The sequence below is a fragment of the Pseudomonas sp. PNPG3 genome, assembly GCF_023093815.1.
GTDB lineage: Bacteria > Pseudomonadota > Gammaproteobacteria > Pseudomonadales > Pseudomonadaceae > Aquipseudomonas > Aquipseudomonas asiatica.
Genome location: NZ_JALLKV010000062.1, coordinates 1 through 24,938, shown reverse-complemented (window position 1 = coordinate 24,938; position 24,938 = coordinate 1). Strand labels below are relative to the sequence as shown.

General features: G+C 63.4%; 24 protein-coding genes. 15 read left to right on the top strand and 9 right to left on the bottom strand.

Annotated elements, in window-relative coordinates; genetic code table 11:
* Nucleotides 1–99: 99 nt before the first annotated feature.
* On the top strand, nucleotides 100–792 hold the full coding sequence (ung, locus tag MJ643_RS26530) for a uracil-DNA glycosylase (protein WP_024087682.1): 693 nt from the start codon (nucleotides 100–102) through the stop codon (nucleotides 790–792).
* Between the two features lie 120 nt (nucleotides 793–912).
* On the opposite strand, the gene MJ643_RS26525 is transcribed toward ung, so the two are convergent.
* From MJ643_RS26525 to MJ643_RS26505, 5 genes are all read right to left on the bottom strand, one after another.
* Nucleotides 913–1,944, bottom strand: coding sequence for an AbrB family transcriptional regulator (locus tag MJ643_RS26525; protein ID WP_013974010.1), 1,032 nt, complete (start codon nucleotides 1,942–1,944; stop codon nucleotides 913–915).
* The gene (locus tag MJ643_RS26520; protein WP_013974009.1) at nucleotides 1,937–3,451 is read right to left on the bottom strand and encodes a tripartite tricarboxylate transporter permease; all 1,515 of its coding nucleotides are present in this window, start codon (nucleotides 3,449–3,451) and stop codon (nucleotides 1,937–1,939) included. The genes MJ643_RS26525 and MJ643_RS26520 overlap by 8 nt, the downstream gene beginning before the upstream one ends.
* Before the next feature lie 3 nt (nucleotides 3,452–3,454).
* Entirely contained in the window at nucleotides 3,455–3,913 is a 459-nt protein-coding gene (locus MJ643_RS26515; RefSeq protein WP_041505628.1) for a tripartite tricarboxylate transporter TctB family protein, read from the bottom strand.
* Between the two features lie 200 nt (nucleotides 3,914–4,113).
* Nucleotides 4,114–5,094 carry a tripartite tricarboxylate transporter substrate binding protein gene (locus tag MJ643_RS26510; RefSeq protein ID WP_013974007.1) on the bottom strand — a complete coding sequence of 327 codons (981 nt, stop codon included), beginning with the start codon at nucleotides 5,092–5,094 and terminating at the stop codon, nucleotides 4,114–4,116.
* A 46-nt stretch (nucleotides 5,095–5,140) separates the two neighbouring features.
* The gene (locus MJ643_RS26505) at nucleotides 5,141–6,430 is read right to left on the bottom strand and encodes an OprD family porin (protein WP_023663468.1); all 1,290 of its coding nucleotides are present in this window, start codon (nucleotides 6,428–6,430) and stop codon (nucleotides 5,141–5,143) included.
* 200 nt (nucleotides 6,431–6,630) lie between these two features.
* Here MJ643_RS26505 and MJ643_RS26500 point away from each other — a divergent pair, with 200 nt between their 5' ends.
* Together MJ643_RS26500 and MJ643_RS26495 are read left to right on the top strand one after the other, a co-directional pair.
* Nucleotides 6,631–7,302: a response regulator gene (locus MJ643_RS26500; protein ID WP_013974005.1), complete on the top strand. Its 672-nt coding sequence runs from the start codon at nucleotides 6,631–6,633 to the stop codon at nucleotides 7,300–7,302.
* On the top strand, nucleotides 7,295–8,674 hold the full coding sequence (locus tag MJ643_RS26495; protein WP_041505629.1) for a sensor histidine kinase: 1,380 nt from the start codon (nucleotides 7,295–7,297) through the stop codon (nucleotides 8,672–8,674). The genes MJ643_RS26500 and MJ643_RS26495 overlap by 8 nt, the downstream gene beginning before the upstream one ends.
* A gap of 120 nt (nucleotides 8,675–8,794) precedes the next feature.
* Here the strand turns inward: MJ643_RS26495 and MJ643_RS26490 are convergent, their stop codons facing one another.
* Together MJ643_RS26490 and MJ643_RS26485 are read right to left on the bottom strand one after the other, a co-directional pair.
* Nucleotides 8,795–9,601, bottom strand: coding sequence for an HDOD domain-containing protein (locus tag MJ643_RS26490; RefSeq protein ID WP_208209690.1), 807 nt, complete (start codon nucleotides 9,599–9,601; stop codon nucleotides 8,795–8,797).
* 55 nt (nucleotides 9,602–9,656) lie between these two features.
* A complete protein-coding gene (locus MJ643_RS26485) occupies nucleotides 9,657–10,598 on the bottom strand; it encodes a folate-binding protein YgfZ (protein WP_024087680.1) in 942 nt (313 codons plus the stop codon).
* 133 nt (nucleotides 10,599–10,731) lie between these two features.
* On the opposite strand from MJ643_RS26485, the gene MJ643_RS26480 reads away from it, so the two are divergent.
* Nucleotides 10,732–10,986 carry a succinate dehydrogenase assembly factor 2 gene (locus MJ643_RS26480; protein WP_003252043.1) on the top strand — a complete coding sequence of 85 codons (255 nt, stop codon included), beginning with the start codon at nucleotides 10,732–10,734 and terminating at the stop codon, nucleotides 10,984–10,986.
* Nucleotides 10,970–11,428: a protein YgfX gene (locus MJ643_RS26475; RefSeq protein ID WP_024087679.1), complete on the top strand. Its 459-nt coding sequence runs from the start codon at nucleotides 10,970–10,972 to the stop codon at nucleotides 11,426–11,428. The genes MJ643_RS26480 and MJ643_RS26475 overlap by 17 nt, the downstream gene beginning before the upstream one ends.
* Before the next feature lie 118 nt (nucleotides 11,429–11,546).
* Here the strand turns inward: MJ643_RS26475 and nadB are convergent, their stop codons facing one another.
* A complete protein-coding gene (gene nadB, locus MJ643_RS26470) occupies nucleotides 11,547–13,151 on the bottom strand; it encodes an L-aspartate oxidase (protein WP_196184454.1) in 1,605 nt (534 codons plus the stop codon).
* 434 nt (nucleotides 13,152–13,585) lie between these two features.
* Here nadB and rpoE point away from each other — a divergent pair, with 434 nt between their 5' ends.
* The 4 genes from rpoE (at nucleotide 13,586) to MJ643_RS26450 (ending at nucleotide 17,387) form a co-directional block, all read left to right on the top strand.
* The gene (gene rpoE, locus MJ643_RS26465; RefSeq protein WP_003252049.1) at nucleotides 13,586–14,167 is read left to right on the top strand and encodes an RNA polymerase sigma factor RpoE; all 582 of its coding nucleotides are present in this window, start codon (nucleotides 13,586–13,588) and stop codon (nucleotides 14,165–14,167) included.
* 31 nt (nucleotides 14,168–14,198) lie between these two features.
* A complete protein-coding gene (locus MJ643_RS26460; RefSeq protein ID WP_013973999.1) occupies nucleotides 14,199–14,789 on the top strand; it encodes an RseA family anti-sigma factor in 591 nt (196 codons plus the stop codon).
* A 12-nt stretch (nucleotides 14,790–14,801) separates the two neighbouring features.
* Nucleotides 14,802–15,764 (top strand): MucB/RseB C-terminal domain-containing protein, encoded by a 963-nt coding sequence (locus MJ643_RS26455; protein ID WP_024087678.1) that lies wholly within the window; start codon nucleotides 14,802–14,804, stop codon nucleotides 15,762–15,764.
* A 189-nt stretch (nucleotides 15,765–15,953) separates the two neighbouring features.
* A complete protein-coding gene (locus MJ643_RS26450) occupies nucleotides 15,954–17,387 on the top strand; it encodes a DegQ family serine endoprotease (RefSeq protein ID WP_196184455.1) in 1,434 nt (477 codons plus the stop codon).
* Nucleotides 17,388–17,465: 78 nt separating this feature from the next.
* On the opposite strand, the gene MJ643_RS26445 is transcribed toward MJ643_RS26450, so the two are convergent.
* On the bottom strand, nucleotides 17,466–18,659 hold the full coding sequence (locus MJ643_RS26445) for a hypothetical protein (RefSeq protein WP_196184456.1): 1,194 nt from the start codon (nucleotides 18,657–18,659) through the stop codon (nucleotides 17,466–17,468).
* A 202-nt stretch (nucleotides 18,660–18,861) separates the two neighbouring features.
* Between MJ643_RS26445 and lepA the strand changes: the two genes are divergently transcribed.
* The 6 genes from lepA to pdxJ all read left to right on the top strand — a co-directional run bounded on the left by lepA (nucleotide 18,862) and on the right by pdxJ (nucleotide 24,859).
* On the top strand, nucleotides 18,862–20,661 hold the full coding sequence (gene lepA / locus MJ643_RS26440) for a translation elongation factor 4 (RefSeq protein ID WP_013973995.1): 1,800 nt from the start codon (nucleotides 18,862–18,864) through the stop codon (nucleotides 20,659–20,661).
* A 5-nt stretch (nucleotides 20,662–20,666) separates the two neighbouring features.
* On the top strand, nucleotides 20,667–21,521 hold the full coding sequence (gene lepB / locus MJ643_RS26435; RefSeq protein WP_003258486.1) for a signal peptidase I: 855 nt from the start codon (nucleotides 20,667–20,669) through the stop codon (nucleotides 21,519–21,521).
* A 161-nt stretch (nucleotides 21,522–21,682) separates the two neighbouring features.
* A complete protein-coding gene (gene rnc, locus MJ643_RS26430; RefSeq protein ID WP_003258487.1) occupies nucleotides 21,683–22,372 on the top strand; it encodes a ribonuclease III in 690 nt (229 codons plus the stop codon).
* A complete protein-coding gene (gene era / locus MJ643_RS26425; protein WP_015271595.1) occupies nucleotides 22,365–23,267 on the top strand; it encodes a GTPase Era in 903 nt (300 codons plus the stop codon). The genes rnc and era overlap by 8 nt, the downstream gene beginning before the upstream one ends.
* Before the next feature lie 124 nt (nucleotides 23,268–23,391).
* Nucleotides 23,392–24,075: a DNA repair protein RecO gene (gene recO, locus MJ643_RS26420; RefSeq protein ID WP_013973993.1), complete on the top strand. Its 684-nt coding sequence runs from the start codon at nucleotides 23,392–23,394 to the stop codon at nucleotides 24,073–24,075.
* Between the two features lie 43 nt (nucleotides 24,076–24,118).
* The gene (pdxJ, locus tag MJ643_RS26415; protein WP_024087675.1) at nucleotides 24,119–24,859 is read left to right on the top strand and encodes a pyridoxine 5'-phosphate synthase; all 741 of its coding nucleotides are present in this window, start codon (nucleotides 24,119–24,121) and stop codon (nucleotides 24,857–24,859) included.
* The last annotated feature ends 79 nt before the right edge of the window (nucleotides 24,860–24,938 follow it).

The window sequence follows — 24,938 nt, the reverse complement described above, 5'->3', positions numbered from 1 at the left end:
AGTATGGCTTGCCTGGCCGAACATGCCGGTCGTCGGTCGGATCGTTTGACAAGCGGGAAGGGCTTACCTAGTGTCGCGCCATTGTTTATGGAAGGCCCCATGACTGACGACGATCGCATCAAACTCGAACCCAGCTGGAAGGCCGCCTTGCGCGCGGAATTCGACCAGCCCTACATGCATCAGTTGCGCGAGTTCCTGCGCAGCGAGTACGCCGCCGGTAAAGAGATCTACCCGCCAGGGCCGTTGATCTTCAACGCGCTCAACTCGACGCCGCTGGACCAGGTGAAGGTGGTCATCCTTGGCCAGGACCCTTACCACGGGCCGGGCCAGGCGCATGGCCTGTGCTTCTCGGTGCAGCCGGGCGTGGCCACGCCACCGTCGCTGGTCAACATCTACAAGGAGCTGCAGCGCGACCTGAACATCCCGATTGCCAGTCATGGCTACCTGCAGAGCTGGGCCGAGCAGGGTGTGCTGTTGCTCAACACGACCATGACCGTGGAGCGCGCCAATGCCGCGTCGCATGCCAAGAAGGGCTGGGAGTTCTTTACCGACCGGGTCATCCAGGTGGTTAGCGAGCAGTGCCCGAACGTGGTGTTCCTGCTGTGGGGCTCGCATGCGCAAAGCAAGCAGAAGCTGATCGACGGGACCAAGCACCTGGTGCTGAAATCGGTGCATCCATCACCGTTGTCGGCTTACCGTGGGTTCCTGGGGTGCGGGCATTTCAGCCGGGCCAACAGTTTCCTCGAGCAGCGCGGGCTGGCGCCGATCAACTGGGCATTGCCACCCTTGTAAAGGCCTGAAATGTCGCGTTGCCTTCTTCGCGGGTGAACCCGCTCCCACAGGTTCTGCACTACCCTCAGGGCTTGTGTGGTCCCTGTGGGAGCGGGTTTACCCGCGAAGAGGCCGTCACAGTCATTCCGGGGTTGCGTTCCACACCCGGAACAACGGCTCTGCCAGAAACAGCACAAACAACAAGCGCATCACCTGCAGCGCCGTCACCAGCGGCACCGACAGCTGCAGGGTCTCCGCCGTCAGGCTCATCTCGGCAATTCCGCCCGGCATCATCCCCAATGTCAGCGAACGCAGATCCAGCGCGGTCATCATGCTCAGCACCCATGCGGCACTGCCGGCAATCGCCATGCACAACGCCGTGGCCACCAGGGTGCGGCCCAGGAACGACGGTGCGCGGCGGAAGAACGCGCGGTTGAAGTGGCAGGCCAGGCCGCTGCCGATCAACCACTGGCCGATCTGGCTGGCGCCATTGGGCAGGGTTATCTGCAGGTCGCCGGCCAGGCTCACGGTGGCTGCGACCAACAATGGCCCGAACAACCACGGGTTGGGCTGGCGCAAGCGCTGCCACAGCAGGGCGACGGCAACGCCCAGCGGTGCAATCAGCGCCAGCCAGCCCCAGCTCACACTGCCGGTGTGATTCAGCGGTACCCCGTCGCCCAGCAGGAACTTGAACAGCGCCGGCACGCACAGTACCACCGCCAGTACGCGCAGGCTTTGCGCCGCCGCCACCTGGCTGAGCACTGCGCCATTGCGGGCGCCAAGGTTGACCATCTCCCCCGAACCGCCCGGCATGCTGGCGAAGAACGCCGTGGCACGGTCTTCACCGGTGCGCCGCAGCAGCCATACGCTGATCACGCTGGACAAGGTGGTGAACAGCGCGCCGAAGAAGATCAGTGCGAAATGGCTGGCCACCTGCTCGATCACCGCCGGGGTGAAGTGCAGGCCAATGCCGACACCGATGATGCATTGCCCGCATTTGCGGCCATTGGGGATTTCCGGCAGCTGCCAGGGTGTCAGGCAGCGCACCAGGATGATCGCCAGCAACGAGCCGACCATCCACGGCAAAGGCCAGCCGACCTTGCTGGCGGCAAAACCGCCAGCAAGGCCGACCAGCCCGGTCGCGACAAACAACGGCAACGAGCGATCAGGCATCGGCCATCGCCCGGCGCTGCAGGCTGCGTTTGCGCCAGATGCGCAGAAGCGGCAGGGTCAGCATGCAAATGGTCAGTACCCATACCGACATGCTGATCGGGCTCGACCAGAGGATGCCCAGTTCGCCGTTGGAGATCGACAGCGCCCGGCGCAGGTTCTGCTCCATCAACCCACCGAGGATGAAACCGAGCAGGATCGGCGACAGCGGGAAGTCCAGCTTGCGCAGGATATAGCCCATGATGCCGATACCGACCATCAGGAACAGGTCGAAGGTAGTGGCATGCACGGCGTAAACGCCGATCGCGGTGATGATGGCGATCACCGGTACCAGCGCCCAGTTTGGCACGGCGAGGATGCGGGTGAAGATGCGGATCATCGGGATGTTGAGGATCACCAGCATGATGTTGGCGACGAACAGCGAGGCGATCAGGCCCCAGACGATGTCTGGCTGCTGTTCGAACAACAGCGGGCCCGGGGTGATGTTGTACAAGGTCAGCGCGCCGATCATCACCGCGGTGGTGCCCGAGCCAGGTACGCCCAGGGTCAGCATCGGTACCAGGGCGCCACAGCAGGAGGCGCCGATGGCGGTTTCCGGTGCGGCCAGGCCGCGGGCGTCGCCCTTGCCGAACTTGCCCTTGTCGCCCGCCAGGCGTTTTTCGGTCATGTAGGCCACGGCGCTCGCCAGTGTTGCACCGGCACCAGGCAGCACACCCATGATGAAGCCAAGCAGGCCGCAGCGGATGTTGACCACGAACACCGAGGCCGCTTCCTTGAAGTTGAACAGCATGCGGCCGGTGGCTTTGACTGCCTGGTGGCCATGGTGGGTCTTTTCCAGCAGCAGGAGGATTTCGCTGATGGAGAACAGGCCCAGCACCAGTACCACGAACTGGATGCCGTCGGCCAGGTGCACGCTGTCGCCGGTGAAGCGGTACACGCCACTGTTGGCATCGATGCCGACTGCCGACAGGAACAGGCCGATCAATGCGGCAATGAAGGTTTTCAGCGGCTTGTCGCCGGCCATGCCGCCGAGCGCGACGATGGCGAACACCATCAGCACGAAGTACTCCGCCGGGCCGAAGGCGATTGCCCATTTCGCCAGCAGCGGTGCGAACAGCACCATGCCGCAGGTGGCGATCAGCGCACCGATGAACGAACTCCAGGCCGACAGCGACAGCGCTACGCCAGCCAGACCATTGCGGGCCATCGGGTAGCCATCGAGAGTGGTCATCACGGTCGAGGCTTCGCCGGGGATGTTCAGCAGGATCGAACTGATACGTCCGCCGTACTCGCAGCCCAGGTACACCGCTGCCAGCAGGATCAGCGCCGATTCCGGCGGCAGGCCGAGGGCGAAGGCGATGGGGATCAGCAAGGCCACGCCGTTGATCGGGCCCAGACCCGGCAGCAGGCCGACCACGGTACCGATCAGCGTGCCGGTGAGGGCGGTGACCAGGTTGTAGGGGGACAGGGCGACGCCGAAGCCCTGGCCCAGGTAGCTCAAGGTATCCATGTGTCAGTTCTCCAGTACGCTCAGCAGGCCAAGGGGCAGGGGCACGTCCATCACGCGGTCGAACAGCCAGTAGAGAAACAGGCTCATGCCCGCCACCACGATGGCGCTGTGCAGCCAGCGGCCGCCGTACAGGCGGGCCATGGGCACGCCGACCAGGATGGCGCTGAGGATGAAGCCCAGGGCTTCGAAGGTGCTGGCGAACACGATCAGCAGGCCGACGCAGGCGGCGATCTTGGTCAGGGTCTCGCGGTCCAGTTCCGGTTCGTCGTCCTTGCGCACGATGGGGGTGGGGCGGAACACCAGGTACAGCAGGCCCAGGCCGAGCAGGCCGAGCGTCAACAGCGGGTAGGCGCGCGGGCCCACCGGTTCATAGGAAAACGCCGCCTGGTAAGGCCAGGCCATCACGGCCAGGGCGGCGCACACCGCCAGCAGGGCCAGGGCGAAGATGCGTTGCAGGATCATGAAGGAATCCTCGTTGGGATCACGCAAGCGAGATGCAAATCCTGTGGGAGCGGCCTTGCGTCGCGATCGGGCGCGAAGCGGCCGCAAAACCTGCCACTGCGATCTGTCTGAAGCATCGCATCGGCTGAGACAGGGGCCGCTGTGCGGCCTATCGCGACACAAGGCCGCTCCCGCAGGGATTGTGGTAACTCCGGCCAGTGTTACTGGATCAGGCCAAACTCCCTGGCCAGTGTCTTGTAATCAGCCACTTGCTTCTTCACATAGCCGTCCAGCTCTGCACCGGTCATGGCGAACGGGAACAGTTCGCGCTGGTCACGCAACTTGGCGAAGTCTTCCGAAGCCAGCATCTTGTCGAATGACTGCTTCCACCAGGCGTATTCCTCGTCGCTCACCTTTGGCCCCAGGTAGAAGCCGCGTACCACTGGCCAGACGATGTCGTAACCCTGTTCCTTGGCGGTGGGGATGTCTTTCATCTCGGGCTCGTCCAGGCGCTTTTCCGAGAACACCGCGAGGATGCGCATGTTGCCGCTCTGAATGTGCGGCATGGAGTCGGAGATGTCGGTCGAGCCTACCTGGATATGCCCGCCCAGCAACGCCGTGGCGATCTCGCCGCCACCTTCCAGGGCGACGTAGCGCAGGTCACGCGGGTTGATGCCGGCGGCCTTGGCAATCAGGGCGGTCTGCATCCAGTCCTGGCTGCCGACGGTACCGCCGGAGCCGATCACCACCTTGCTCGGGTCTTTCTTCAACGCCGCGACCAAGTCGTCGAGGGTTTTGTAGGGCGAGTCGCTTTTCACTGCGATGGCGCCGTAGCTGGTGCCGACGGCGGCCAGCCATTTCACCGCGTTCTCGTCGAAGCGGCCGAACTTGCCCTGGGCCAGGTTCAGCAGCGAACCGCTGGACCAGGCCACCAGGGTGCCGGCATCGGCCGGGCGCTGGGCGACCACGGCGTTGTAGGCCACCGCACCAACACCGCCGGGCATGTAGGTGACGCGCATCGGCTTGGTGAGGATTTTTTCCTGCACCAGGGCGCTCTGCACCAGTTTGCAGGTCAGGTCGAAGCCGCCGCCGGGCGAGGCGGGAGCAATGCATTCGGGGCGTTTCGGTTCGGCAGCGAGGGCGTTGCCGGCCAACAGCAGGCAGCCGGTAGCGAGGACGAGGCGGCGCAGTGAGTAGGTCATCGTCTTTCTCCGTGAGCGTTGTTGTTATCAAGTTATCGCTATGGGGTTACCACAGCGCCACGCTGTAGCTCACCAGCAGCCGCACCTCGTCCGCGTCGCGGGCGAAGTTGGAGCGGAAGGTGGCGTTGCGCAGGCGCACGGCGACGTTCTTCAACGGGCCGCTTTGTACCACGTACTTCATTTCGGTATCGCGTTCCCACTCCTTGCCCTCGCCACCGGCGGCGCGGCTGACGTTGTCGCCGCTGATGTAGCGGGTCATGAAGGTCAGGCCGGGCACGCCGAGCGCGGCGAAGTTGTAGTCGTAGCGTGCCTGCCAGGAGCGCTCGTCGGCGCCTGCGAAGTCGTTGATCTGGACGAAGTTGACCAGGTACGGGTCGGCACCATCGACGTACGGGAAGGCGCTGTCGCCTGACAATTGCTGCCAGGCGGCGCTGACCTTGTGCCCGCCCAGGGCGTAGCTGAGCATGCCATTGACGGTGGTGTTGTCGATGTTGCCGGCCTTGGCGGCGCCGGCGTCGTCACTCACAGCCAGGCGCAGGTCGGCGCCCAAGGTGCCGGGGCCCCATGGCTGGGTGGCGACCATGCCGATGAAGTGCTGGCGGTAGATATCGTCGAGCTGGGCAAAGTGGTAGCTGCCGGTGATGCGATCGGTGAACTGGTAGTCGAGGCCGGCCAGGTCCAGGTTGTCGGCGCTGAACGAGCCACCGAAGCGGCCGTTCTTGTTGTTCAGGGCCAGGTCTTCCCAGTTGGTGTCGTTGCGGTCCTTGGCCTTGTCCAGTCGGCCTCCGGTGAAGGTCAGGCCCTTGACCTCCTTCGAAGTCAGCAGGCCGCCTTCGAAGGTTTGCGGCAGGATGCGCCCATCGTTGGGCTGCAGGGTCGGCAGTTCGGGGATCAGCGTGCCGATCTTCAGTTCAGTCTGCGACACCTTCACCTTGCCGGTCAGGCCGAGCTTGGAGTACTCGTCGGCGGCCTTGCCGTCATCGTGGGTCGGCAGCAGGCCGGTGTCGGTGCGGTCGGGGCTGGAGTCGAGCTTGATGCCGAGCATGCCCAGCGCATCCAGGCCGAAACCCACGGTGCCATCGGTGTAGCCAGACTCGAAGTTGAGCATGAAGCCCTGGGCCCACTCGTCGCGCTTGGATTGCTGCGCACTGGTGCCGTCGCGGAAATCGCGGTTGAAGTACATGTTGCGGGTTTCGAAGGTGGCCGTGCTGTCTTCGAAGAAGGCGGCCTGACTCATCGGCGCGACACCGGCAAGCGCAAGGGCGCTGACGATGGCGGAGGGGCGTGCGGCAAAGGAACGGGTAGGCGCGAACGCCTGCGGCTGCGATGACAGCATCACTGATGGCTCCGTTTATTGTTCTTATTCGTTGCACCTTGCTGGTGCTTTTTTTCGGCGCGTAGAGCGACCGTGGTGCGATGCTAGGTAACCAACCTTTCGCTAACCTTTCAGCGTGAAAGGTTTGTCGACAGGGCTTCACAGGCCTGCCGACAGCGGTACACTCCGCGCCACCGTCCCACCCGAGCAGGGAGAATCCGATGCGTGTGCTGCTGGTCGAAGACCACCTGCAACTGGCTGAAAGCGTGGCCCAGGCCTTGAAAAGCCATGGCCTGACCGTGGATGTGCTGCATGACGGCGTGGCCGCCGACCTGGCCCTGGCCAGCGAGGAGTACGCCGTGGCCGTGCTGGATGTCGGCTTGCCGCGCATGGACGGCTTCGAGGTGCTGGCGCGCCTGCGCGGCCGTGGCAAGACCCTGCCGGTGCTGATGCTGACAGCGCGCAGCGACGTCAAGGACCGGGTTCATGGACTGAACCTGGGCGCCGACGACTACCTGGCCAAGCCGTTCGAGCTGACCGAGCTGGAAGCACGGGTCAAGGCCCTGTTGCGGCGCAGCGTGCTCGGTGGCGAGCGCCAGCAACGCTGCGGGCCGTTGGTATACGACCTGGATACCCGGCGCTTCACCTTGGGTGGCGACAACCTGACCCTGACTTCTCGCGAACAAAGCGTACTGGAAGCGCTGATCGCCCGCCCGGGCCGGGTGATGAGCAAGGAGCAACTGGCCGCCCAGGTGTTCGGCCTGGACGAAGAAGCCAGCCCCGATGCCATCGAAATCTACATCCACCGCCTGCGCAAGAAGCTCGACGGCCACCCGGTGGCGATTGTCACCTTCCGTGGCCTGGGCTACCTGCTCGAGCACCGCGATGCGTGATAACGGCAGCCTGCGTGGGCGCTTGCTCGGCAACCTGGCCTTGCTGCTGGTGGTGCTGATGCTGGCCAGCGGCCTGAGCGCCTACTGGAACGGCCGCGAGGCCGCCGACACCGCCTACGACCGGACCCTGCTGGCCTCGGCAAGGACCATTGCCGCAGGCCTGTCCCAGCGTGACGGTTCGCTGAGCGCGGATGTGCCCTACGTGGCCCTGGACACCTTCGCCTACGACAGTGCCGGGCGCATCTACTATCAGGTGCTGGACATCCAGCAGCGGCTGATTTCCGGCTACGAGAACCTGCCAGCGCCACCGCCGGGCACGCCGCGTACCGACGACTACCCGGCGCTGGCGCGGTTCTACAACGCCACCTACCTGGGCCAGGACGTGCGCGTGGTCAGCCTGTTGAAGCCGGTGAGCGAGCCGAACATGAACGGCATGGCGGAAATCCGTGTGGCCGAGACCGAGGAAGCGCGGGTGCGCATGGCCCGTGGCCTGATGGCCGATACCCTGCTGCGCCTGGGGATGCTGGCGCTGGGCGCGCTGGTGATGGTGTGGTTTGCCGTGAGTGCCGCGTTGCGGCCGCTGGAGCGCCTGCGCACGGCGGTTGAAGAGCGCCAGCCGGATGACCTGCGGGCCTTGCCGGTGGTGCAGGTGCAGCGGGAGCTGGGCCCGCTGGTGCGGGCTTTGAACCATTTCACCGAGCGTTTGCGCGGCCAGTTCGAGCGCCAGGCGCAGTTCATCGCCGACGCCGCCCACGAGTTGCGCACGCCGCTGGCCGCGCTGAAGGCGCGGGTCGAACTGGGCCTGCGTTCGGGCGAGCCGCAGGAGTGGCGACAGACGCTTGAGTCCGCGGCCCAGGGCACCGACCGGCTGACCCATCTGGCCAACCAGCTGCTGTCGCTGGCGCGGGTCGAGAACGGTGCGCGGGCGATTGCAGAAGGCGGCGCGCAGCGCCTGGACCTGAGTCAGTTGGCTCGTGAGCTGGGCATGGCCATGGCACCGCTGGCGCACAAACGCGGGGTGGCGCTGGCCCTGGAGGCCGAGGCGCCGGTGTGGCTGAAGGGGGAGCCGACGCTGCTCAACGAGCTGTTGAGCAACCTCGTGGACAATGCCTTGGCGCATACGCCGGCTGGCGGCAACGTGATCTTGCGGGTGCTGGCGCCGGCGGTGCTTGAGGTGGAAGACGACGGGCCGGGGATACCCGAGGCCGAGCGTGAGCGGGTGTTCGAGCGCTTCTACCGGCGCAGTGCGCAGGGCAGTGGGCTCGGCTTGGCGATTGTCGGCGAGATCTGCCGGGCGCACCTGGCACAGGTGAGCCTGCATGACGGTGCGAAGGGCGGGTTGCGGGTGCGGGTGAGTTTTATCGCGGATTGATGTGTTGCCTGTACCGGCCCTTTCGCGGGTGAATCCGCTCCTACAGGTACAGCGCAGCCTTCAGCAGCGGCGCGGTCCCTGTAGGAGCGGGTTTACCCGCGAAGAGGGCGCTGACACCGGTCAGCGCAACATGCTCCGCGCCTCGATCAGTTCACCCACTTCAAGCTCGGTGCCGTACGGCAGGCCCAGGTGGCGGTATGCCGGCAGTGCCGCCAGCGGTCGGTGGCGGCCTCGCTGGCTGATGCAGCGGGCGATCTGCACGATGTCGATGTAGTCGATGTTGTCGGTCTGCCGGTCCAGGTCCTGCACCTGGCTCGGCAGGTTGACCAGTTGCTCAGGAAACTCCCAGGCCTTGAGGATCTTGTCGCCCAGAACCGGCTGGATCTGCTCGATCACATAATGCAGGCACACTGGGTCCGAGAGCAGTTCGTTGTGCTCTTCGGCGTAGATCAGTACCGGCAGCGCGCCAATCTGGTTGACCAGGCCGCCGAGGGTGGCCTGGTCGGGTTTGAGTTGTGTAAAGCGCCGGCAGATTTCATAGCTGATGCCCGCCACATCCAGGCTGTTGGCCCAGATATCGCGTAACTTCTGCTCCACAGCCGGCGCCCGTGCGTGGAAAATCTGCTCGATCACCAGGCCAATGGCCAGGTTGCAGCTGTAGTTGATGCCCAGCCGCGTGATGGCGGTGTGCAGGTCGGTGACCTCGACCGCCGCGCGCAGCAGTGGGCTGTTGACGACTTTGATCAGGCGCGCTGAAAGGGCCGCATCGCGACCGATCACCTTGCTCAGGGCCGCTACGCTGATCTCGCTGTCTTCCGCCGCCTCGCGGATGCTCAAGGCAACCTCGGGCAGGGTCGGCAGAACCAGGTCATCCTTTTCGATGGCATCGAGCAACTGTGCTTGAACCATCTCGGCCAGCGTGTTCATGGGCGTGTCTACCGCAGTGGTGGTGCGGCCCCGCCATGTAGGCGGGGCAGGCTGGTCAGCGCTGGATTTCCCGGTCGCGGTCCAGTTCGTAGGGCAGGGTCAACACCTGCAGGCGTGGGCCTTCGAGGCTGCCCAGGTGCAGGTTGTCGTCTTCCACCGCTTCGGCGCTGAGCACCGCGAGCAGTTCGCAGCCTGTGCCGTTGCTGGCAGCAATGACCACTTCACCGACCGACGAACCATGGGTGGGCGAGAAGATCTCGACGCCCGGGGCCGGAATGGCCTGCTGGTCCAGTGCCAGGCGGTACTGGCGGCGCTTGAGCTTGCCCAGGTACTGCATGCGGGCAACGATTTCCTGACCGGTGTAGCAGCCTTTCTTGAAGCTGACGCCGTCGACGGCCTGCAGGTTGATCATCTGCGGGATGAACAGCTCGCGGGTCGGCCCCATGACCTGGCCGATACCGGCGCGAATCTGCCCCAGCAGCCAGTTATCCAGGCTGCCTTCGGGCAGCGCGGTGGCCAGCGCCTGGCGAACGCGGTCGGCGTTGTCTGCCGGTACCCACAGTTCAACGCGGTCGGCGGACACGGCGATGGCGATCAACCCGTCGTGGCGCACGGTGCTACCGGCTGCCGCAGGCACATCGAGCCCCAGGGCCTGCAGCGCCGCATCGCCGCCTTGCAGGCCGAAGCGTGCCCAGGCAGCGCTTTCATCGGTCAGCGTGGCCTTGGAGAACACGGCGTACTTCTTGAGGTCGGCCAGCTGGGCGTCGAGCAGCTCGCTGGCCATGGCCAGCAGGTAGCCGTTGCCTTCGGGCAGGATGCGGAAACTCGACTGCATGCGCCCCTTGACCATGCAGCGGGCGCCGAGGCTGGCGTGTTCCGGGCTGAGGTAGTTGATGTTGCAGGTCAGCTGGCCTTGCAGGAACTTGCCTGCATCGGAGCCGCGGACGGCGAGGATGCCCTCGTGGGACAGGGGGCAGAAGAAAGCGGAATCGGCCATGGGTCATCGCGGTGGCTAAAGACTGGCGGCCATCATAGAACGCCGGTAACAAAATAGGTAGTTGACTAGACCAACGCCCGGTGTCGCTTCGCTCGCCTGGCTGTATACTGGCGGGCCATTCGAGGAGGGCCCCATGGTCGAACAAACTGAACTCAACCGGCTTTTCTGGCACAGCCGCCGCGGCATGCTGGAACTGGACGTACTGCTGGTGCCTTTCACCCAGGAAGTCTACCCCACGCTCAACGAAACCGACCGCGAACTCTACGTGCGTCTGTTGAGCTGCGAGGATCAGGACATGTTCGGCTGGTTCATGGAGCGCACCGAGTCCGAAGACCCGGAGCTGCAGCGCATGGTCCGCATCATCCTGGACCGTGTCCAGCCCAAGTGAGTGCTTCGAGTGCCGCTGGCAAGGCTCGCGCCTGCTGCTGGCGGCCTACCTGGGTTGCCAGGTACTGGCGTGGTTCGCCGTATGGGCGAGCCCGCTGCCCGGGTGGTCGGCCCTTGCAGTTGTCGCCGCCTGTATTGCCCACGCTGGCTGGGCCATTCCCCGACGTATTCTGCTGACGCATGAGCATGCCGTTGTCGGCCTGCGCCGTGATGTGCGCGGCTGGCAGGTGTTCAGCCGTGCCCGTGGCTGGCAGCCGGTGCGCTTGTGCCGGGACAGCGTGGCGTTGCCGGCGCTGGTGGTGTTGCGCTTTGTGCGGGCGGGGCGCTGGTTGGGGGAGAGCCAATGCGTGCCACGGGATGCGCTGGGGGCTGATGAGCACAGGCGCTTGCGGGTGCGGTTGAAATTCAGCCGGCGCAGGTGGGCAGGGGTGGGCCGGGCATAAAGCCCTACCGAATTGACTTCTTCGCGGGCTGGCCCGCTCCCACAGGTACTGCGCAAGGCTGCAAGGCAGTGGGAATCCTGTGGGAGCGGGCGGGCCCGCGAAGGCCGCGACGCCGATTTCAGGTCGGGCTGAGAATGGTGTCCTTGGCCTCGTCCAGCATCCCCGGGTAATCCAGGGTGTAATGCAGTCCGCGGCTTTCCTTGCGCTGCATGGCCGACAGGATCATCAACTCGGCCACCTGCGCCAGGTTGCGCAATTCGATCAGGTCGCGGCTGACTTTGTAGTTGCTGTAGAACTCGTCGATTTCGTCCAGCAGCAGGCGAATGCGGTGCTGCGCTCGCTGAAGGCGCTTGCTGGTTCGCACGATGCCGACGTAGTCCCACATGAAGCGCCGCAGTTCGTCCCAGTTGTGCGCAATGATCACGTCCTCGTCCGAGTCGGTGACCTGGCTGGCGTCCCAGCCGGGCAGGGCCTTGGGCATGGTCACCTCATCCAGGTGCGCCTGGATGTCGGCGGCGGCGGCACGGCCATAGACGAAACATTCCAGCAGCGAGTTGCTAGCCATGCGGTTGGCGCCGTGCAGGCCGGTGAAGCTGGTTTCGCCAATGGCATACAGGCCCGGCACGTCGGTGTGGCCGCGGTCGTCGACCATCACCCCTCCGCAGGTGTAGTGCGCCGCTGGCACCACCGGGATCGGCTGACGGGTGATGTCGATGCCGAAGGCCAGGCAGCGCTCGTACACGGTGGGAAAGTGGCTCTTGATGAAGTCGACCGGCTTGTGGGTGATATCCAGGTATACGCAGTCCACGCCCAGGCGCTTCATCTCGTGGTCGATGGCGCGGGCCACGATGTCGCGCGGCGCCAGTTCTTCGCGCGGGTCGAAGCGTGGCATGAAGCGTTCGCCATTGGGCAGGCGCAGCAGGGCACCTTCGCCACGCAGGGCTTCGGTGATCAGGAAACTCTTGGCCTGTGGGTGGTACAGGCAAGTCGGGTGAAACTGGTTGAACTCCAGATTCGCCACCCGGCAGCCAGCCCGCCAAGCCATGGCGATGCCGTCGCCGCAGGCACCGTCGGGATTGCTGGTATACAGGTACACCTTGGCCGCACCGCCAGTGGCCAGCACGGTGAAGCGCGCACCGAAGGTGTCCACCTCGCCGGTGTTGCGGTCGAGCACGTAGGCACCCAGGCAGCGCTCGCCGGGCAGGCCGAGGCGGCGTTCGGTGATCAGGTCGACCGCCACGCGCTGCTCCAGCAACTGGATATTCGGGCGTTTGCGGGCCTGCTCCAGCAGCGTGGTGAAGATGGCTGCGCCGGTGGCGTCGGCGGCGTGGATGATGCGCCGGTGGCTATGCCCGCCTTCGCGGGTCAGGTGGAACTCGAAGCCGCCGTCGTCGACGCTGTAGTGCTCGTCGCGGGTAAAGGGCACGCCTTGCTCGATCAGCCACTCGATAGCCTCGCGGCTGTGCTCGACGGTAAAGCGCACGGCGTCTTCATGGCAAAGGCCGCCGCCGGCATTGAGGGTGTCCTCGACATGCGACTGCACGGTATCGGTATTGTCCAGCACCGCCGCGACACCGCCTTGGGCCCAGAAGGTCGAGCCGTTGGCCAGGTCGCCCTTGCTGAGTACGGCGACTCGAAGGTGGCTGGGGAGGTTCAGTGCCAGGCTGAGACCGGCGGCACCGCTGCCGATCACCAGGACATCATGTTGGAATTGTTGGCTCATGTCGGGACACTAGTATTCTTTGGAAGGGGCGCGGCACAATAGTCACGCGCCGATGGCATTGTGAAACTATCGTAAAAGCTGGCCGGGTTGCCTTTATAGCAGCCCCGGGTGGCCAATTTCCATGCCACTTGCCTGGTCGCGACAACCTTTGTGGGAACTTTCCGACATGGCCGGAAATCCTATGAAGGCTGCCCACGCGCCACAACTTGCCGCGGCGACGCAGGGCGGCAGGCCTGTCCGGGCTGTCCCTGCGTACTCGAAACCTGATTATCGACGTAGCCGGCCGTGACCGTGCCGCGTCTTTCGTGCAAGCCGACCAAGGGCTGCAGGAAACTTGCTTGGAGGGGAGAACTTTTGCGCAAAGCCCGAGTCTATGGTTGCAAGCCTGAACGATGGCTGATGCAACGCTCCTTCGAGTTCACTGAGGAGTGTTCATGCTAACCCAGGAAGAGGATCAGCAGCTTGTCGAGCGCGTTCAGCGTGGTGACAGGCGAGCGTTCGATCTGTTGGTGCTGAAGTATCAGCACAAGATTCTCGGGTTGATCGTGCGGTTCGTTCACGACACCCACGAGGCCCAGGATGTAGCACAGGAAGCCTTCATCAAGGCCTACCGTGCGCTTGGCAACTTCCGCGGAGACAGTGCGTTCTATACGTGGCTGTACCGCATCGCCATCAACACGGCGAAGAACTACCTGGTGTCCCGTGGAAGACGGCCGCCAGACAGTGATGTGAGCTCCGAGGATGCGGAGTTTTACGACGGCGATCATGGTCTCAAGGATCTCGAGTCCCCAGAGCGCTCGTTGTTGCGGGATGAAATCGAAGGCACTGTCCATCGCACCATCCAGCAACTGCCTGAAGACCTGCGCACGGCGCTGACCCTGCGCGAGTTCGACGGGCTGAGTTACGAAGACATTGCCAGTGTCATGCAATGTCCGGTGGGTACCGTGCGCTCTCGAATCTTCCGCGCTCGGGAGGCAATAGACAAAGCCCTGCAACCTTTGCTGCAGGAAACCTGAGACAGCGGCGACAGCCAAGAGAGGAACCGCCATGAGTCGTGAAGCTTTGCAGGAATCGCTGTCCGCGGTGATGGATAACGAAGCGGACGAGCTTGAACTGCGTCGTGTGTTGAACGCCGTAGACGATGCTGAAACCCGTGCCACCTGGTCGCGTTACCAGGTTGCCCGCGCAGCCATGCACAAGGAGCTGCTGCTGCCTAACCTGGATATCGCCTCGGCGGTGTCTGCAGCGCTGGCTGACGAAGCCGTGCCGGCCAAGGCCAAGAAAGGGCCATGGCGCAGCATCGGCCGCCTGGCGGTAGCTGCCTCGGTCACCGTAGCCGTGCTGGCCGGTGTGCGCATGTACAACCAGGACGAGATCACTGGCGCCGAGCTTGCTGCCCAGCAACCTGCCCAGCAAGGCCTGAGTGTGCCACAAGCACAAGGCCCTGCCGTTTTGGCAGGCTATAGTGAGAGCAGTGAGCAACCGACCGGGCCGATGGCCAACGGCGTGCTGCAGAACCAGGCCGGCTGGGACCAGCGTCTGCCAGGCTACCTGCGCCAGCATGCCCAGGAATCTGCGCTCAAGGGCACTGAAACCGCATTGCCGTATGCCCGCGCCGCCAGCCTGGAAAACCGTTAAGTAAGGAGGATCATGCGCGCGCTACCTCTCCTGTCGCTGCTGATTGGCAGCTGCGTGACGGTGCCAGCATTGGCGGCCAATTCTTCGCCCGAGGCGAGCGAGTGGCTGAGCAAGCTGGCACAGGCCGAGCAAAAGCAGAGCTACCAAGGCTCTTTTGTCTACGAACGGAACGGCAGTTTCTCTTCCCACGAGATCTGGCACAGGGTCGACGACGGCAAGGTCAGCGAGCGGCTGTTGCAGCTCGATGGTGCCGCTCAGGAGATCGTGCGCGTGGATGGCAAGGTGGAGTGCGTCAGCGGGGCCTTGGTCAGTGGAGTGACGACGCCCCCGAACACTACGCAGCGTGTACTTGATCCGCTGAAACTGATGGGCTGGTATGACTTGAGCGTGGCGGGCAAGTCACGGGTCGCCGGGCGCGATGCCGTGATCGTGACGCTCACCCCGCGCGACCAGCACCGCTATGCCTTCGAATTGCACCTGGACCGCACTACTGGCCTGCCGCTGCGCTCGTTGATGATCAACGACAAAGGGCAGTTGCTGGAGCGCTTCCAGATGACCCGTCTCGATACTGACGCACCCAGCGATGATGACCTGCGCGCCAGTGCTGCATGCAAGCCGGTGCAGCATGTGGCTGCTGCCGCCAACGACACGGTCGCCGGCTGGCGTTCGGACTGGCTGCCGCCCGGCTTCGAGCTGGTCAACAGCTCGGTACGCCGCGACCCCAAGAATGACAGCACGGTCAGCAGCCTGATGTATGACGATGGCCTGGCGCGCTTCTCGGTGTTCCTCGAGCCGGTAAAGGATGAGGGCGGGACCGACATGCGCACCCAGCTTGGCCCGACCTCGGCGGTCTCGCGTCGGCTGAACACGCCCAAAGGCAAGGTCATGGTCACTGTGGTCGGCGAGATTCCGCTGGGTACCGCAGAGCGTGTGGCGCTGTCGATGCGCCCCCAGGATGGCCAGGCGCGCCAGTGATGGCGTGCATTTGCGGGCATGGCGTGCAGGCCATGCCAAGGCGTGCGGACATGCCGCTGAAATGAAATTAAAGCATTGTCATTTGCAATCCATCGGCAAATTTTCTATAGGTCAGGCTTCTAGGAGCCTGGCCTTTCCTGTTTTGTGCAGGGGCCTTTCTAAACTACCGCTCGTTGTGACGGGAGCCGTATGTCAATACCACGCTTGAAATCCTACCTATCGATGTTCGCCGCCGTGCTGATGCTCGGCCAGGTGCTCAGCGCCCAGGCCGAGGAAGCCCTGCCGGACTTCACTACCCTGGTCGAGCAGGCCTCGCCAGCCGTGGTCAACATCAGTACCAAGCAGAAACTGCCGGACCGCCGCATGGCCGCCGGGCAGATGCCCGACCTGGAAGGCCTGCCGCCGATGTTCCGCGAGTTCTTCGAGCGCAACATGCCGCAGCAACCGCGCTCACCGCGTGGCGACCGCCAGCGCGAGGCCCAGTCGCTGGGTTCGGGCTTCATCATTTCCAGTGATGGCTACGTACTGACCAACAACCACGTGGTAGCCGATGCCGACGAGATCATCGTCCGCCTGTCGGACCGCAGCGAGCTGCAGGCCAAACTGGTCGGCACCGACCCGCGCACCGACGTGGCCCTGCTCAAGGTCGAGGGCAAGAACCTGCCGACCGTCAAGCTGGGTGATTCCGAGAAGCTCAAGGTGGGCGAGTGGGTGCTGGCCATCGGTTCGCCGTTCGGCTTTGACCATTCGGTGACCAAAGGTATCGTCAGTGCCAAGGGCCGTACCCTGCCCAATGACACCTACGTACCGTTCATCCAGACGGACGTGGCCATCAACCCCGGCAACTCCGGCGGCCCGCTGTTCAACATGAATGGCGAAGTAGTGGGTATCAACTCGCAGATATTCACCCGCTCCGGTGGTTTCATGGGCCTTTCGTTCGCCATCCCGATCGATGTGGCGATCGATGTCTCCAATCAGCTGAAGAAAGACGGCAAGGTCAGCCGCGGCTGGCTGGGCGTGGTGATCCAGGAGGTCAACAAGGACCTGGCTGAGTCGTTCGGCCTGGACAAGCCGGCCGGTGCCCTGGTGGCCCAGGTGCTGGAAAACGGCCCTGCAGCCAAGGGCGGCCTGCAGGTGGGTGACGTGATCCTGAGCATGAACGGCCAGCCGATCATCATGTCGGCCGACCTGCCGCATCTGGTCGGCAGCCTCAAGGATGGCGAAAAGGCCAAACTGGAGATCATCCGCAATGGCAAGCGCCAGAACCTCGACATCAGCGTTGGCGCACTGCCCGACGAAGATGCCGACATCAGTACCGGCGCCGAAGGCAGCGCCGAGCGTAGCAGCAACCGCCTGGGCGTCTCGGTTGCCGACCTGACCGCCGAACAGAAGAAAGCCCTCGAACTCAAGGGTGGTGTGGTCATCAAGGAAGTTCAGGATGGCCCGGCCGCGATGATCGGCCTGCGTCCGGGTGATGTGATCAGTCACCTGAACAACCAGGCTATCGGTTCGGCCAAGGAATTCACCGAAATCGCCAAGGAACTGCCGAAGAACCGTTCGGTGTCGATGCGTGTGCTGCGTCAGGGTCGTGCCAGCTTCATTACCTTCAAGCTGGCTGAATAAGGTGTAGTTGCCTTCGCAGGCATTGTCCGGCTTGACAAGCCCGGTGCGTGAGCGCCGGGCTTTGTCATTCAGGGGGGCTCAGTTGAAAATGGACATCAACGTGCCGAGGTATCCAGCAACTGCGGTTGAGTTGAAACCGATCACAGTACGCTGCCCGTTGTCCAGGCAAGTCATGGCATCGGGTATGCCGACAAGATCATTGATCGGTCGGAAGGATGTATCAATGGAGCCATCCGCAAGATAGCGACGGTTTTCCAGGCTCCTGCCCAGGCCGAACGCAAACAGCCGATGTTGCTCATCGATTGCCACTGCACACCAATCTGTCAGACCTGAGTCGTCCAGTATCGGTGCACCGCCGTTAAATGTCGGGTCCTTCGCGCCACTGGCATCGAACTGCCAGAGCAATGCTTGTGATGAATTGTCTCCGGTTGTCGCTTTACCGGCGACCAGCAGCTGTCCTTCCGGCCTGGCTAGCAGCGCGTTGAGTTCGGTAGCGAAACCCGCAGCCCGGAAATACACTGTGCCGCCTTCACCGAAGGCTGAATCCAGTTCGCCGTCGTGGCGGTAGCGAGCGAGAAAGCTTTCTGCGGGCTGCCCCTGCTGCGAGCGGGTTCCGCTGACCACGAACCCGTCAGGCAACTGAACGATTCCGGCGACAGCAATTTGCCCTGCGTCCGGTAGAATATCGATGAATTCCTGAAGCCCTTCTGCTGGCTGGCCGGTGTGTTCCCGCAGGTACACCCTGGCCATCGTGGCACGCGCGCCTTGAGCCTTTTGGAGGTTCAGGGAAGCCATGAGGTATGGCCCATCGCTTGTAAGGCGACCGCTACCAATCACCATGCCCATATCCGGCGGCACGCTCAGGAGCTGGTGTTCACCTCCTCGGCCATCGCGGTCGTAACAGGTGAGCCTGGGCTTTGCCAGCAGGTTCGAGGTAGGGGCACTCCATCCCAGCACTGTGAAGCGTTGGTCAGCCAGTACCGTTAGCGCTTCAGTCGATGCATGCTCGTCAAGCACGTAACGGCCAACGATCACGCCGCCCTGTGCAAAGTCGTTGTCAACTGAACCGTTTGCGGTAAATCGGGTCAGGGCAAAATGACGCCCCCCGGAGGAGTCAAAGGCAAGCGCGCTGACAAGCAGGCTGCTCCCTTGTAGCGCCATGCCAGTCAGGTTTCGGCCTATTGAAGCGCCATGGAACGAAGGGAGCTCGGCCCTGCCATTCATTCCAAATGCAGGGTCGTAATCCCCCGGTGTCATGTGTTGTTCGGGCATGCTGGTCACCTTGTTCGAGAGATTGGCAAGGATGGTCGACTCCCGATGCGGTGAGTACTGGCAGAAATGTCAGGTAGCACCTCTGTAAGGCAACCATGTTCACCAACGGCTGGATGGCGTGGCGGCCTGCTGCGGCTTAAGGTACAATTCCCGGCTATTTTTCGGCGGGCGTCCGGCTCGCAGCCTTTTCGAGTGTTGACCCGTGAGTGATTTGAGTCATATCCGCAATTTCTCCATCATCGCCCACATCGACCATGGCAAGTCGACGCTGGCCGACCGTTTCATCCAGATGTGCGGTGGCCTGTCGGCACGCGAGATGGAAGCCCAGGTGCTCGATTCCATGGACCTGGAGCGTGAGCGCGGTATCACCATCAAGGCCCACAGCGTCACGCTCAACTACAAGGCGCAGGACGGCAAGGTCTACCAGCTGAACTTCATCGATACTCCTGGCCACGTCGACTTCACCTACGAAGTCTCGCGTTCGCTGGCGGCCTGTGAGGGCGCGCTGCTGGTGGTGGATGCCGGCCAGGGCGTCGAGGCCCAGTCCGTGGCCAACTGCTATACCGCCATCGAGCAGGGCCTTGAGGTCATGCCGGTACTGAACAAGATGGACCTGCCCCAGGCCGATCCGGATCGCGTCAAGGACGAGATCGAGAAGATCATCGGCATCGACGCCACCGACGCCGTGGCCTGCAGCGCCAAGAGCGGCATGGGCGTGGACGAGGTGCTCGAGCGCCTGGTGCAGACCATTCCCGCGCCGGAAGGCGATATCGAGGCGCCGCTGCAGGCGCTGATCATCGACTCCTGGTTCGACAACTACCTGGGCGTGGTCTCGCTGGTGCGCGTGCGACACGGTCGCGTCAAGAAAGGCGACAAGATCCTGGTCAAGTCCACCGGCAAGGTGCACCTGGTCGACAGCGTGGGCGTGTTTACCCCGAAGCACACCCAGACCGCTGACCTGAAGGCCGGCGAAGTGGGCTTCATCATCGCCAGCATCAAGGACATCCACGGTGCCCCGGTCGGTGACACCCTGACCCTGTCCGCGACCCCTGAGGTCGAAGTGCTGCCAGGCTTCAAGAAGATTCAGCCGCAGGTCTACGCCGGCCTGTTCCCGGTCAGCTCCGACGACTTCGAGGATTTCCGCGATGCGCTGCAGAAGCTGACGCTGAACGACTCGTCGCTGCAATACATGCCGGAAAGCTCCGACGCCCTGGGCTTCGGCTTCCGTTGCGGCTTCCTCGGCATGCTGCACATGGAGATCATCCAGGAGCGCCTGGAGCGCGAATACGACCTGGACCTGATCACCACCGCGCCAAGCGTGATCTATGAGCTGGAACTGAAAACCGGCGAGACCATCACCGTCGACAACCCGTCGAAGCTGCCGGACGTCTCGGCGGTCGCCGATTTCCGCGAGCCGATCGTCACCGCCACCATCCTGGTGCCGCAGGAGCACCTGGGTAACGTCATCACCCTGTGCATCGAGAAGCGTGGCGTGCAGCGCGACATGCAGTTCCTCGGTAGCCAGGTGCAGGTGCGCTACGACCTGCCGATGAACGAAGTGGTGTTGGACTTCTTCGACCGCCTCAAGTCCACCAGCCGCGGCTATGCTTCGCTGGACTATCATTTCGATCGCTACCAGTCGGCCAATCTGGTCAAGCTGGACGTACTGATCAACGGCGACAAGGTCGATGCCTTGGCATTGATCGTGCACCGCGACAACGCGGCCTACAAGGGCCGTGCGTTGACCGAAAAGATGAAGGAACTGATCCCTCGGCAGATGTTCGACGTGGCGATCCAGGCAGCTATCGGCGGCCAGATCATTGCGCGGACAACCGTCAAGGCGCTCAGAAAGAACGTACTGGCCAAGTGCTACGGTGGCGACGTCAGCCGTAAGAAGAAGCTGCTGGAGAAGCAGAAGGCCGGTAAGAAACGCATGAAACAGGTGGGTAACGTGGAAATTCCACAGGAAGCCTTCCTCGCCGTGCTCAGGTTGGATAGCTAGGTCCTATGTCGCTAAATTTCCCGCTGTTGCTAGTCATCGCCGTCTTCGTCTGCGGCCTGCTGGGCTTGATCGACCTGCTGTTCCTGGCCCCGCGCCGGCGTGCGGCAATCGCCAACTACCAGGGCAGCGTCAGCCAGCCCGAGATGGCGGTGGTCGAGCGCCTGGGCAAGGAGCCGTTGCTGGTCGAGTACGGCAAGTCGTTCTTCCCGGTGCTGTTCATCGTGCTGGTGCTGCGTTCGTTCCTGGTCGAGCCGTTCCAGATCCCTTCGGGGTCGATGAAACCGACCCTGGAAGTGGGCGACTTCATCCTGGTGAACAAGTTCTCGTACGGCATTCGCCTGCCGGTGATCGACAAGAAGGTCATCGAGGTGGGTGACCCGCAACGCGGTGATGTGATGGTGTTCCGCTACCCTAGCGACCCGAACGTCAACTACATCAAGCGTGTGGTCGGCCTGCCGGGCGACCAGGTGCGCTACACCAGCGACAAGCGGTTGTTCGTCAACGGCCAGCCGATTGCCGAACAACTGGTGGGCACCGAGCCGGGCACTTTGGGCAGCGCCGAGCTGTACAAGGAAAAGCTCGGCGAGGCCGAACACCTGATTCGCAAGGAAATGAGCCGTTATCGCATGCCGCCGGACCAGCAATGGACCGTGCCGGCAGGCCATTACTTCATGATGGGCGACAACCGCGACAACTCCAACGACAGCCGTTACTGGGATGACCCGAACATCCCGAAGGAACTGCACGGCATGGTTCCCGACCGGAACATCGTCGGCAAGGCCTTCGCGGTGTGGATGAGCTGGCCAGAGCCCAAGCTCAGCCACCTGCCCAACCTGTCGCGGGTCGGTCTGATCCATTGATACCCATCGGCGCTGGCCTGCAGGCAGCGCCGAATGCATTTCTGACATAGGCTGTGTTCTCAGGGATCGGGAGATTCGTCGCACATCGCGGCGGGCCACAGCCAAACAGTCTTTCAGGATGTTGATTTGAACAACGCGTTGAACAACGAACGGGTGGCTGCATGAGTGCTCCCCTTGCCCGTCTGGAGCGAAAGCTCGGTTATACCTTCAAGAACCAGGACCAGATGCTCCTGGCACTGACCCATCGCAGCTACGCCGGGCGCAACAATGAGCGCCTGGAGTTTCTCGGTGACGCCATTCTCAACTTCGTCGCCGGCGAAGCGCTGTTCGAGCGCTTCCCGCAGGCCCGCGAAGGCCAGCTGTCGCGCCTGCGCGCGCGGCTGGTCAAGGGTGAGACCCTGGCCCGCCTGGCCCGTGGTTTCGACCTGGGCGATCACCTGCGCCTGGGCTCGGGTGAGCTCAAGAGCGGTGGTTTCCGCCGCGAGTCGATCCTGGCCGACGCCCTGGAGGCGCTGATTGGCGCCATCTACCTGGACGCCGACATGGAAACGGCCCGGGAGCGCGTGCTGGCCTGGCTGGCCGATGAATTCGAAGGCCTGACCCTGGTCGATACCAACAAGGACCCGAAAACCCGCCTGCAGGAGTTCCTGCAGTCGCGCAGCTGTGAGCTGCCGCGTTACGAAGTGGTGGATATCCAGGGCGAACCGCATTGCCGGACCTTCTTCGTCGAATGCGAAGTGGTGCTGCTGAACAACAAGAGCCGTGGCCAGGGCGTTAGCCGGCGTATCGCCGAGCAAGTCGCCGCCGCGTCTGCACTGATCGCCCTGGGCGTGGAGAATGGCAATGACTGATAGCAACCCGACCCGCTGCGGCTATGTGGCCATTGTCGGCCGCCCGAACGTGGGCAAGTCGACCCTGCTCAACCACATCCTCGGCCAGAAGCTGGCGATCACCTCGCGCAAGCCGCAGACCACCCGTCACAACATGCTCGGCATCAAGACCGAGGGTGACGTGCAGGCGATCTACGTCGATACCCCCGGTATGCACAAGGCCAATGACAAGGCCTTGAACCGCTACATGAACCGCAATGCCTCGGCGGCCCTGAAGGACGTCGACGTGGTGATCTTCGTGGTCGACCGCACCAAATGGACCGACGAGGACCAACTGGTGCTGGAGCGCGTGCAGTACGTGACGGGCCCACTGATCATCGCGGTCAACAAGACCGACCGCATGGAAGAGAAGGCCGAACTGATCCCGCACCTGCAATGGCTCCAGGAGCAGTTGCCGAACGCCGAAGTGATGCCTATCTCCGCGCAGCAGGGGCACAACCTGCAGGCGCTGGAAGCACAGATCGCCAAGCACCTGCCCGAGAACGAACACTTCTTCCCCGAAGATCAGATCACCGACCGCAGCAGCCGCTTCCTGGCCGCCGAACTGGTGCGCGAAAAGATCATGCGCCAGCTGGGTGCGGAATTGCCGTACCAGATCACCGTGGAAATTGAAGAATTCAAGCAGCAGGGCCACGTGCTGCACATCCACGCGCTGATCCTGGTCGAGCGCGATGGCCAGAAGAAGATCATCATTGGCGACAAGGGCGAGCGCATCAAGCGCATCGGCTCCGAGGCGCGCAAGGACATGGAGGTGCTGTTCGACTCCAAGGTCATGCTCAACCTGTGGGTCAAGGTGAAAGGCGGCTGGTCCGATGACGAGCGCGCCCTGCGCTCGCTGGGCTACGGCGACCTGTAAATTCGCCTGACGGCTCAGGTTACTCTGTGGGAGCGGGTTTACCCGCGAATGCGTCAGTGGGTTCACCATCGCATTCGCGGGTAAACCCGCTCCCACAGTTGTCTGGGGCATTTAGAGAACGTTTATGGAACAACCTGTCGGCCAGCCAGCCTACGTGCTGCACAGCCGTGCCTACAAGGAAACCAGCGCGCTGGTGGACTTCTTCACCCCGCAGGGCCGCATGCGTGCCGTGCTGCGCCGTGCGCGTGGCAAGGGTGGCAGCCTGGTGCGGCCGTTCGTGCCGCTGGAACTGGAGCTGCGCGGGCGTGGCGAGCTGAAGAATGTCGGGCGCATGGACAGCGCTGGCATCGCCGCCTGGCTGCATGGCGATGCCCTGTTCAGCGGGTTGTACCTCAACGAACTGCTCATGCGCCTGCTGCCCGCCGAAGCGCCTTTCCCGGCGCTGTTCGAGCACTACACCCTGACCTTGCAGGCCTTGGCCGCCGGTCGCCCGCTGGAGCCGCTGCTGCGCTCCTTTGAATGGCGGCTGCTGGACGAACTCGGTTATGCGTTTTCGTTGCACCACGACGTCAATGACCAGCCGATCGCGGGTGAAGGCCTGTACCGCTTGCGTGTGGATGCCGGCCTGGAGCGGGTCGAGCTGGTGCAACCCGGGCTGTTCCGCGGCACCGAACTGCTGGCCCTGGCCGAAGCCGACTGGGATGCCCCAGGTGCCTTGCTCGCCGCCAAGCGCCTGATGCGCCAGGCACTGGCGGTTCACCTGGGGGCAAAACCACTGGTCAGCCGCGAACTGTTTCGCAAGCGCTGATCACGACGTATGCTGTGGGGCTCAATCTTCAGGAGAGCCTTTCGTGACTCACAGCAACCGCATGCTTCTCGGCGTAAACATCGACCACGTGGCGACCCTGCGCCAGGCCCGGGGCACGCGTTACCCCGATCCGGTCAAGGCTGCCCTGGATGCCGAGGAAGCGGGCGCCGATGGCATCACCGTGCATCTGCGTGAAGACCGCCGGCACATCCAGGAGCGTGATGTGGTGCTGCTGAAGGACGTGCTGCAGACGCGCATGAACTTCGAGATGGGCGTCACCGAAGAGATGATGGTCTTTGCCGAGAAGATCCGCCCGGCGCACATTTGCCTGGTACCCGAAACCCGTCAGGAACTGACCACCGAAGGCGGCCTTGACGTGGCGGGCCAGGAGGCACGAATCAAGGCTGCGGTTGAGCGGCTGTCGCGTACCGGTGCCGAAGTGTCGCTGTTCATCGATGCCGACGAGCGGCAGATCGAGGCGTCGCGTCGCGTTGGTGCGCCTGCCATCGAACTGCACACCGGGCGTTACGCCGATGCCGAAACCCCGACCGAAGTGGCCGAGGAACTCAAGCGTATCGTCGATGGCGTGGCGTTTGGCGTGGGGCAGGGGTTGATCGTCAATGCTGGCCACGGGCTGCACTACCACAACGTGGAGGCGGTGGCGGCGATCAAGGGCATCAATGAGCTGAACATCGGTCATGCGCTGGTGGCGCATGCGCTGTTCGTTGGCTTCAAGGCCGCTGTGGCCGAGATGAAGGCGCTGATCGTGGCGGCTTCGCGCTAATCGTTGGTCGCCTGTACCGGCCTATTCGCGGGTAAACCCGCTTGTATGGTTAGACTTGAAGGGGTGGTGGGACTAAATG

What these genes read in the sequence shown, in the direction of transcription:
- ung (WP_024087682.1), top strand. Translation starts at nt 100, where the DNA reads ATGACTGACGACGATCGCATCAAACTCGAACCCAGCTGGAAGGCCGCC.
- MJ643_RS26525 (WP_013974010.1), bottom strand. Translation starts at nt 1,944, where the DNA reads ATGCCTGATCGCTCGTTGCCGTTGTTTGTCGCGACCGGGCTGGTCGGC.
- MJ643_RS26520 (WP_013974009.1), bottom strand. Translation starts at nt 3,451, where the DNA reads ATGGATACCTTGAGCTACCTGGGCCAGGGCTTCGGCGTCGCCCTGTCC.
- MJ643_RS26515 (WP_041505628.1), bottom strand. Translation starts at nt 3,913, where the DNA reads ATGATCCTGCAACGCATCTTCGCCCTGGCCCTGCTGGCGGTGTGCGCC.
- MJ643_RS26510 (WP_013974007.1), bottom strand. Translation starts at nt 5,094, where the DNA reads ATGACCTACTCACTGCGCCGCCTCGTCCTCGCTACCGGCTGCCTGCTG.
- MJ643_RS26505 (WP_023663468.1), bottom strand. Translation starts at nt 6,430, where the DNA reads ATGCTGTCATCGCAGCCGCAGGCGTTCGCGCCTACCCGTTCCTTTGCC.
- MJ643_RS26500 (WP_013974005.1), top strand. Translation starts at nt 6,631, where the DNA reads ATGCGTGTGCTGCTGGTCGAAGACCACCTGCAACTGGCTGAAAGCGTG.
- MJ643_RS26495 (WP_041505629.1), top strand. Translation starts at nt 7,295, where the DNA reads ATGCGTGATAACGGCAGCCTGCGTGGGCGCTTGCTCGGCAACCTGGCC.
- MJ643_RS26490 (WP_208209690.1), bottom strand. Translation starts at nt 9,601, where the DNA reads ATGAACACGCTGGCCGAGATGGTTCAAGCACAGTTGCTCGATGCCATC.
- MJ643_RS26485 (WP_024087680.1), bottom strand. Translation starts at nt 10,598, where the DNA reads ATGGCCGATTCCGCTTTCTTCTGCCCCCTGTCCCACGAGGGCATCCTC.
- MJ643_RS26480 (WP_003252043.1), top strand. Translation starts at nt 10,732, where the DNA reads ATGGTCGAACAAACTGAACTCAACCGGCTTTTCTGGCACAGCCGCCGC.
- nadB (WP_196184454.1), bottom strand. Translation starts at nt 13,151, where the DNA reads ATGAGCCAACAATTCCAACATGATGTCCTGGTGATCGGCAGCGGTGCC.
- rpoE (WP_003252049.1), top strand. Translation starts at nt 13,586, where the DNA reads ATGCTAACCCAGGAAGAGGATCAGCAGCTTGTCGAGCGCGTTCAGCGT.
- MJ643_RS26460 (WP_013973999.1), top strand. Translation starts at nt 14,199, where the DNA reads ATGAGTCGTGAAGCTTTGCAGGAATCGCTGTCCGCGGTGATGGATAAC.
- MJ643_RS26455 (WP_024087678.1), top strand. Translation starts at nt 14,802, where the DNA reads ATGCGCGCGCTACCTCTCCTGTCGCTGCTGATTGGCAGCTGCGTGACG.
- MJ643_RS26450 (WP_196184455.1), top strand. Translation starts at nt 15,954, where the DNA reads ATGTCAATACCACGCTTGAAATCCTACCTATCGATGTTCGCCGCCGTG.
- MJ643_RS26445 (WP_196184456.1), bottom strand. Translation starts at nt 18,659, where the DNA reads ATGCCCGAACAACACATGACACCGGGGGATTACGACCCTGCATTTGGA.
- lepB (WP_003258486.1), top strand. Translation starts at nt 20,667, where the DNA reads ATGTCGCTAAATTTCCCGCTGTTGCTAGTCATCGCCGTCTTCGTCTGC.
- rnc (WP_003258487.1), top strand. Translation starts at nt 21,683, where the DNA reads ATGAGTGCTCCCCTTGCCCGTCTGGAGCGAAAGCTCGGTTATACCTTC.
- era (WP_015271595.1), top strand. Translation starts at nt 22,365, where the DNA reads ATGACTGATAGCAACCCGACCCGCTGCGGCTATGTGGCCATTGTCGGC.
- recO (WP_013973993.1), top strand. Translation starts at nt 23,392, where the DNA reads ATGGAACAACCTGTCGGCCAGCCAGCCTACGTGCTGCACAGCCGTGCC.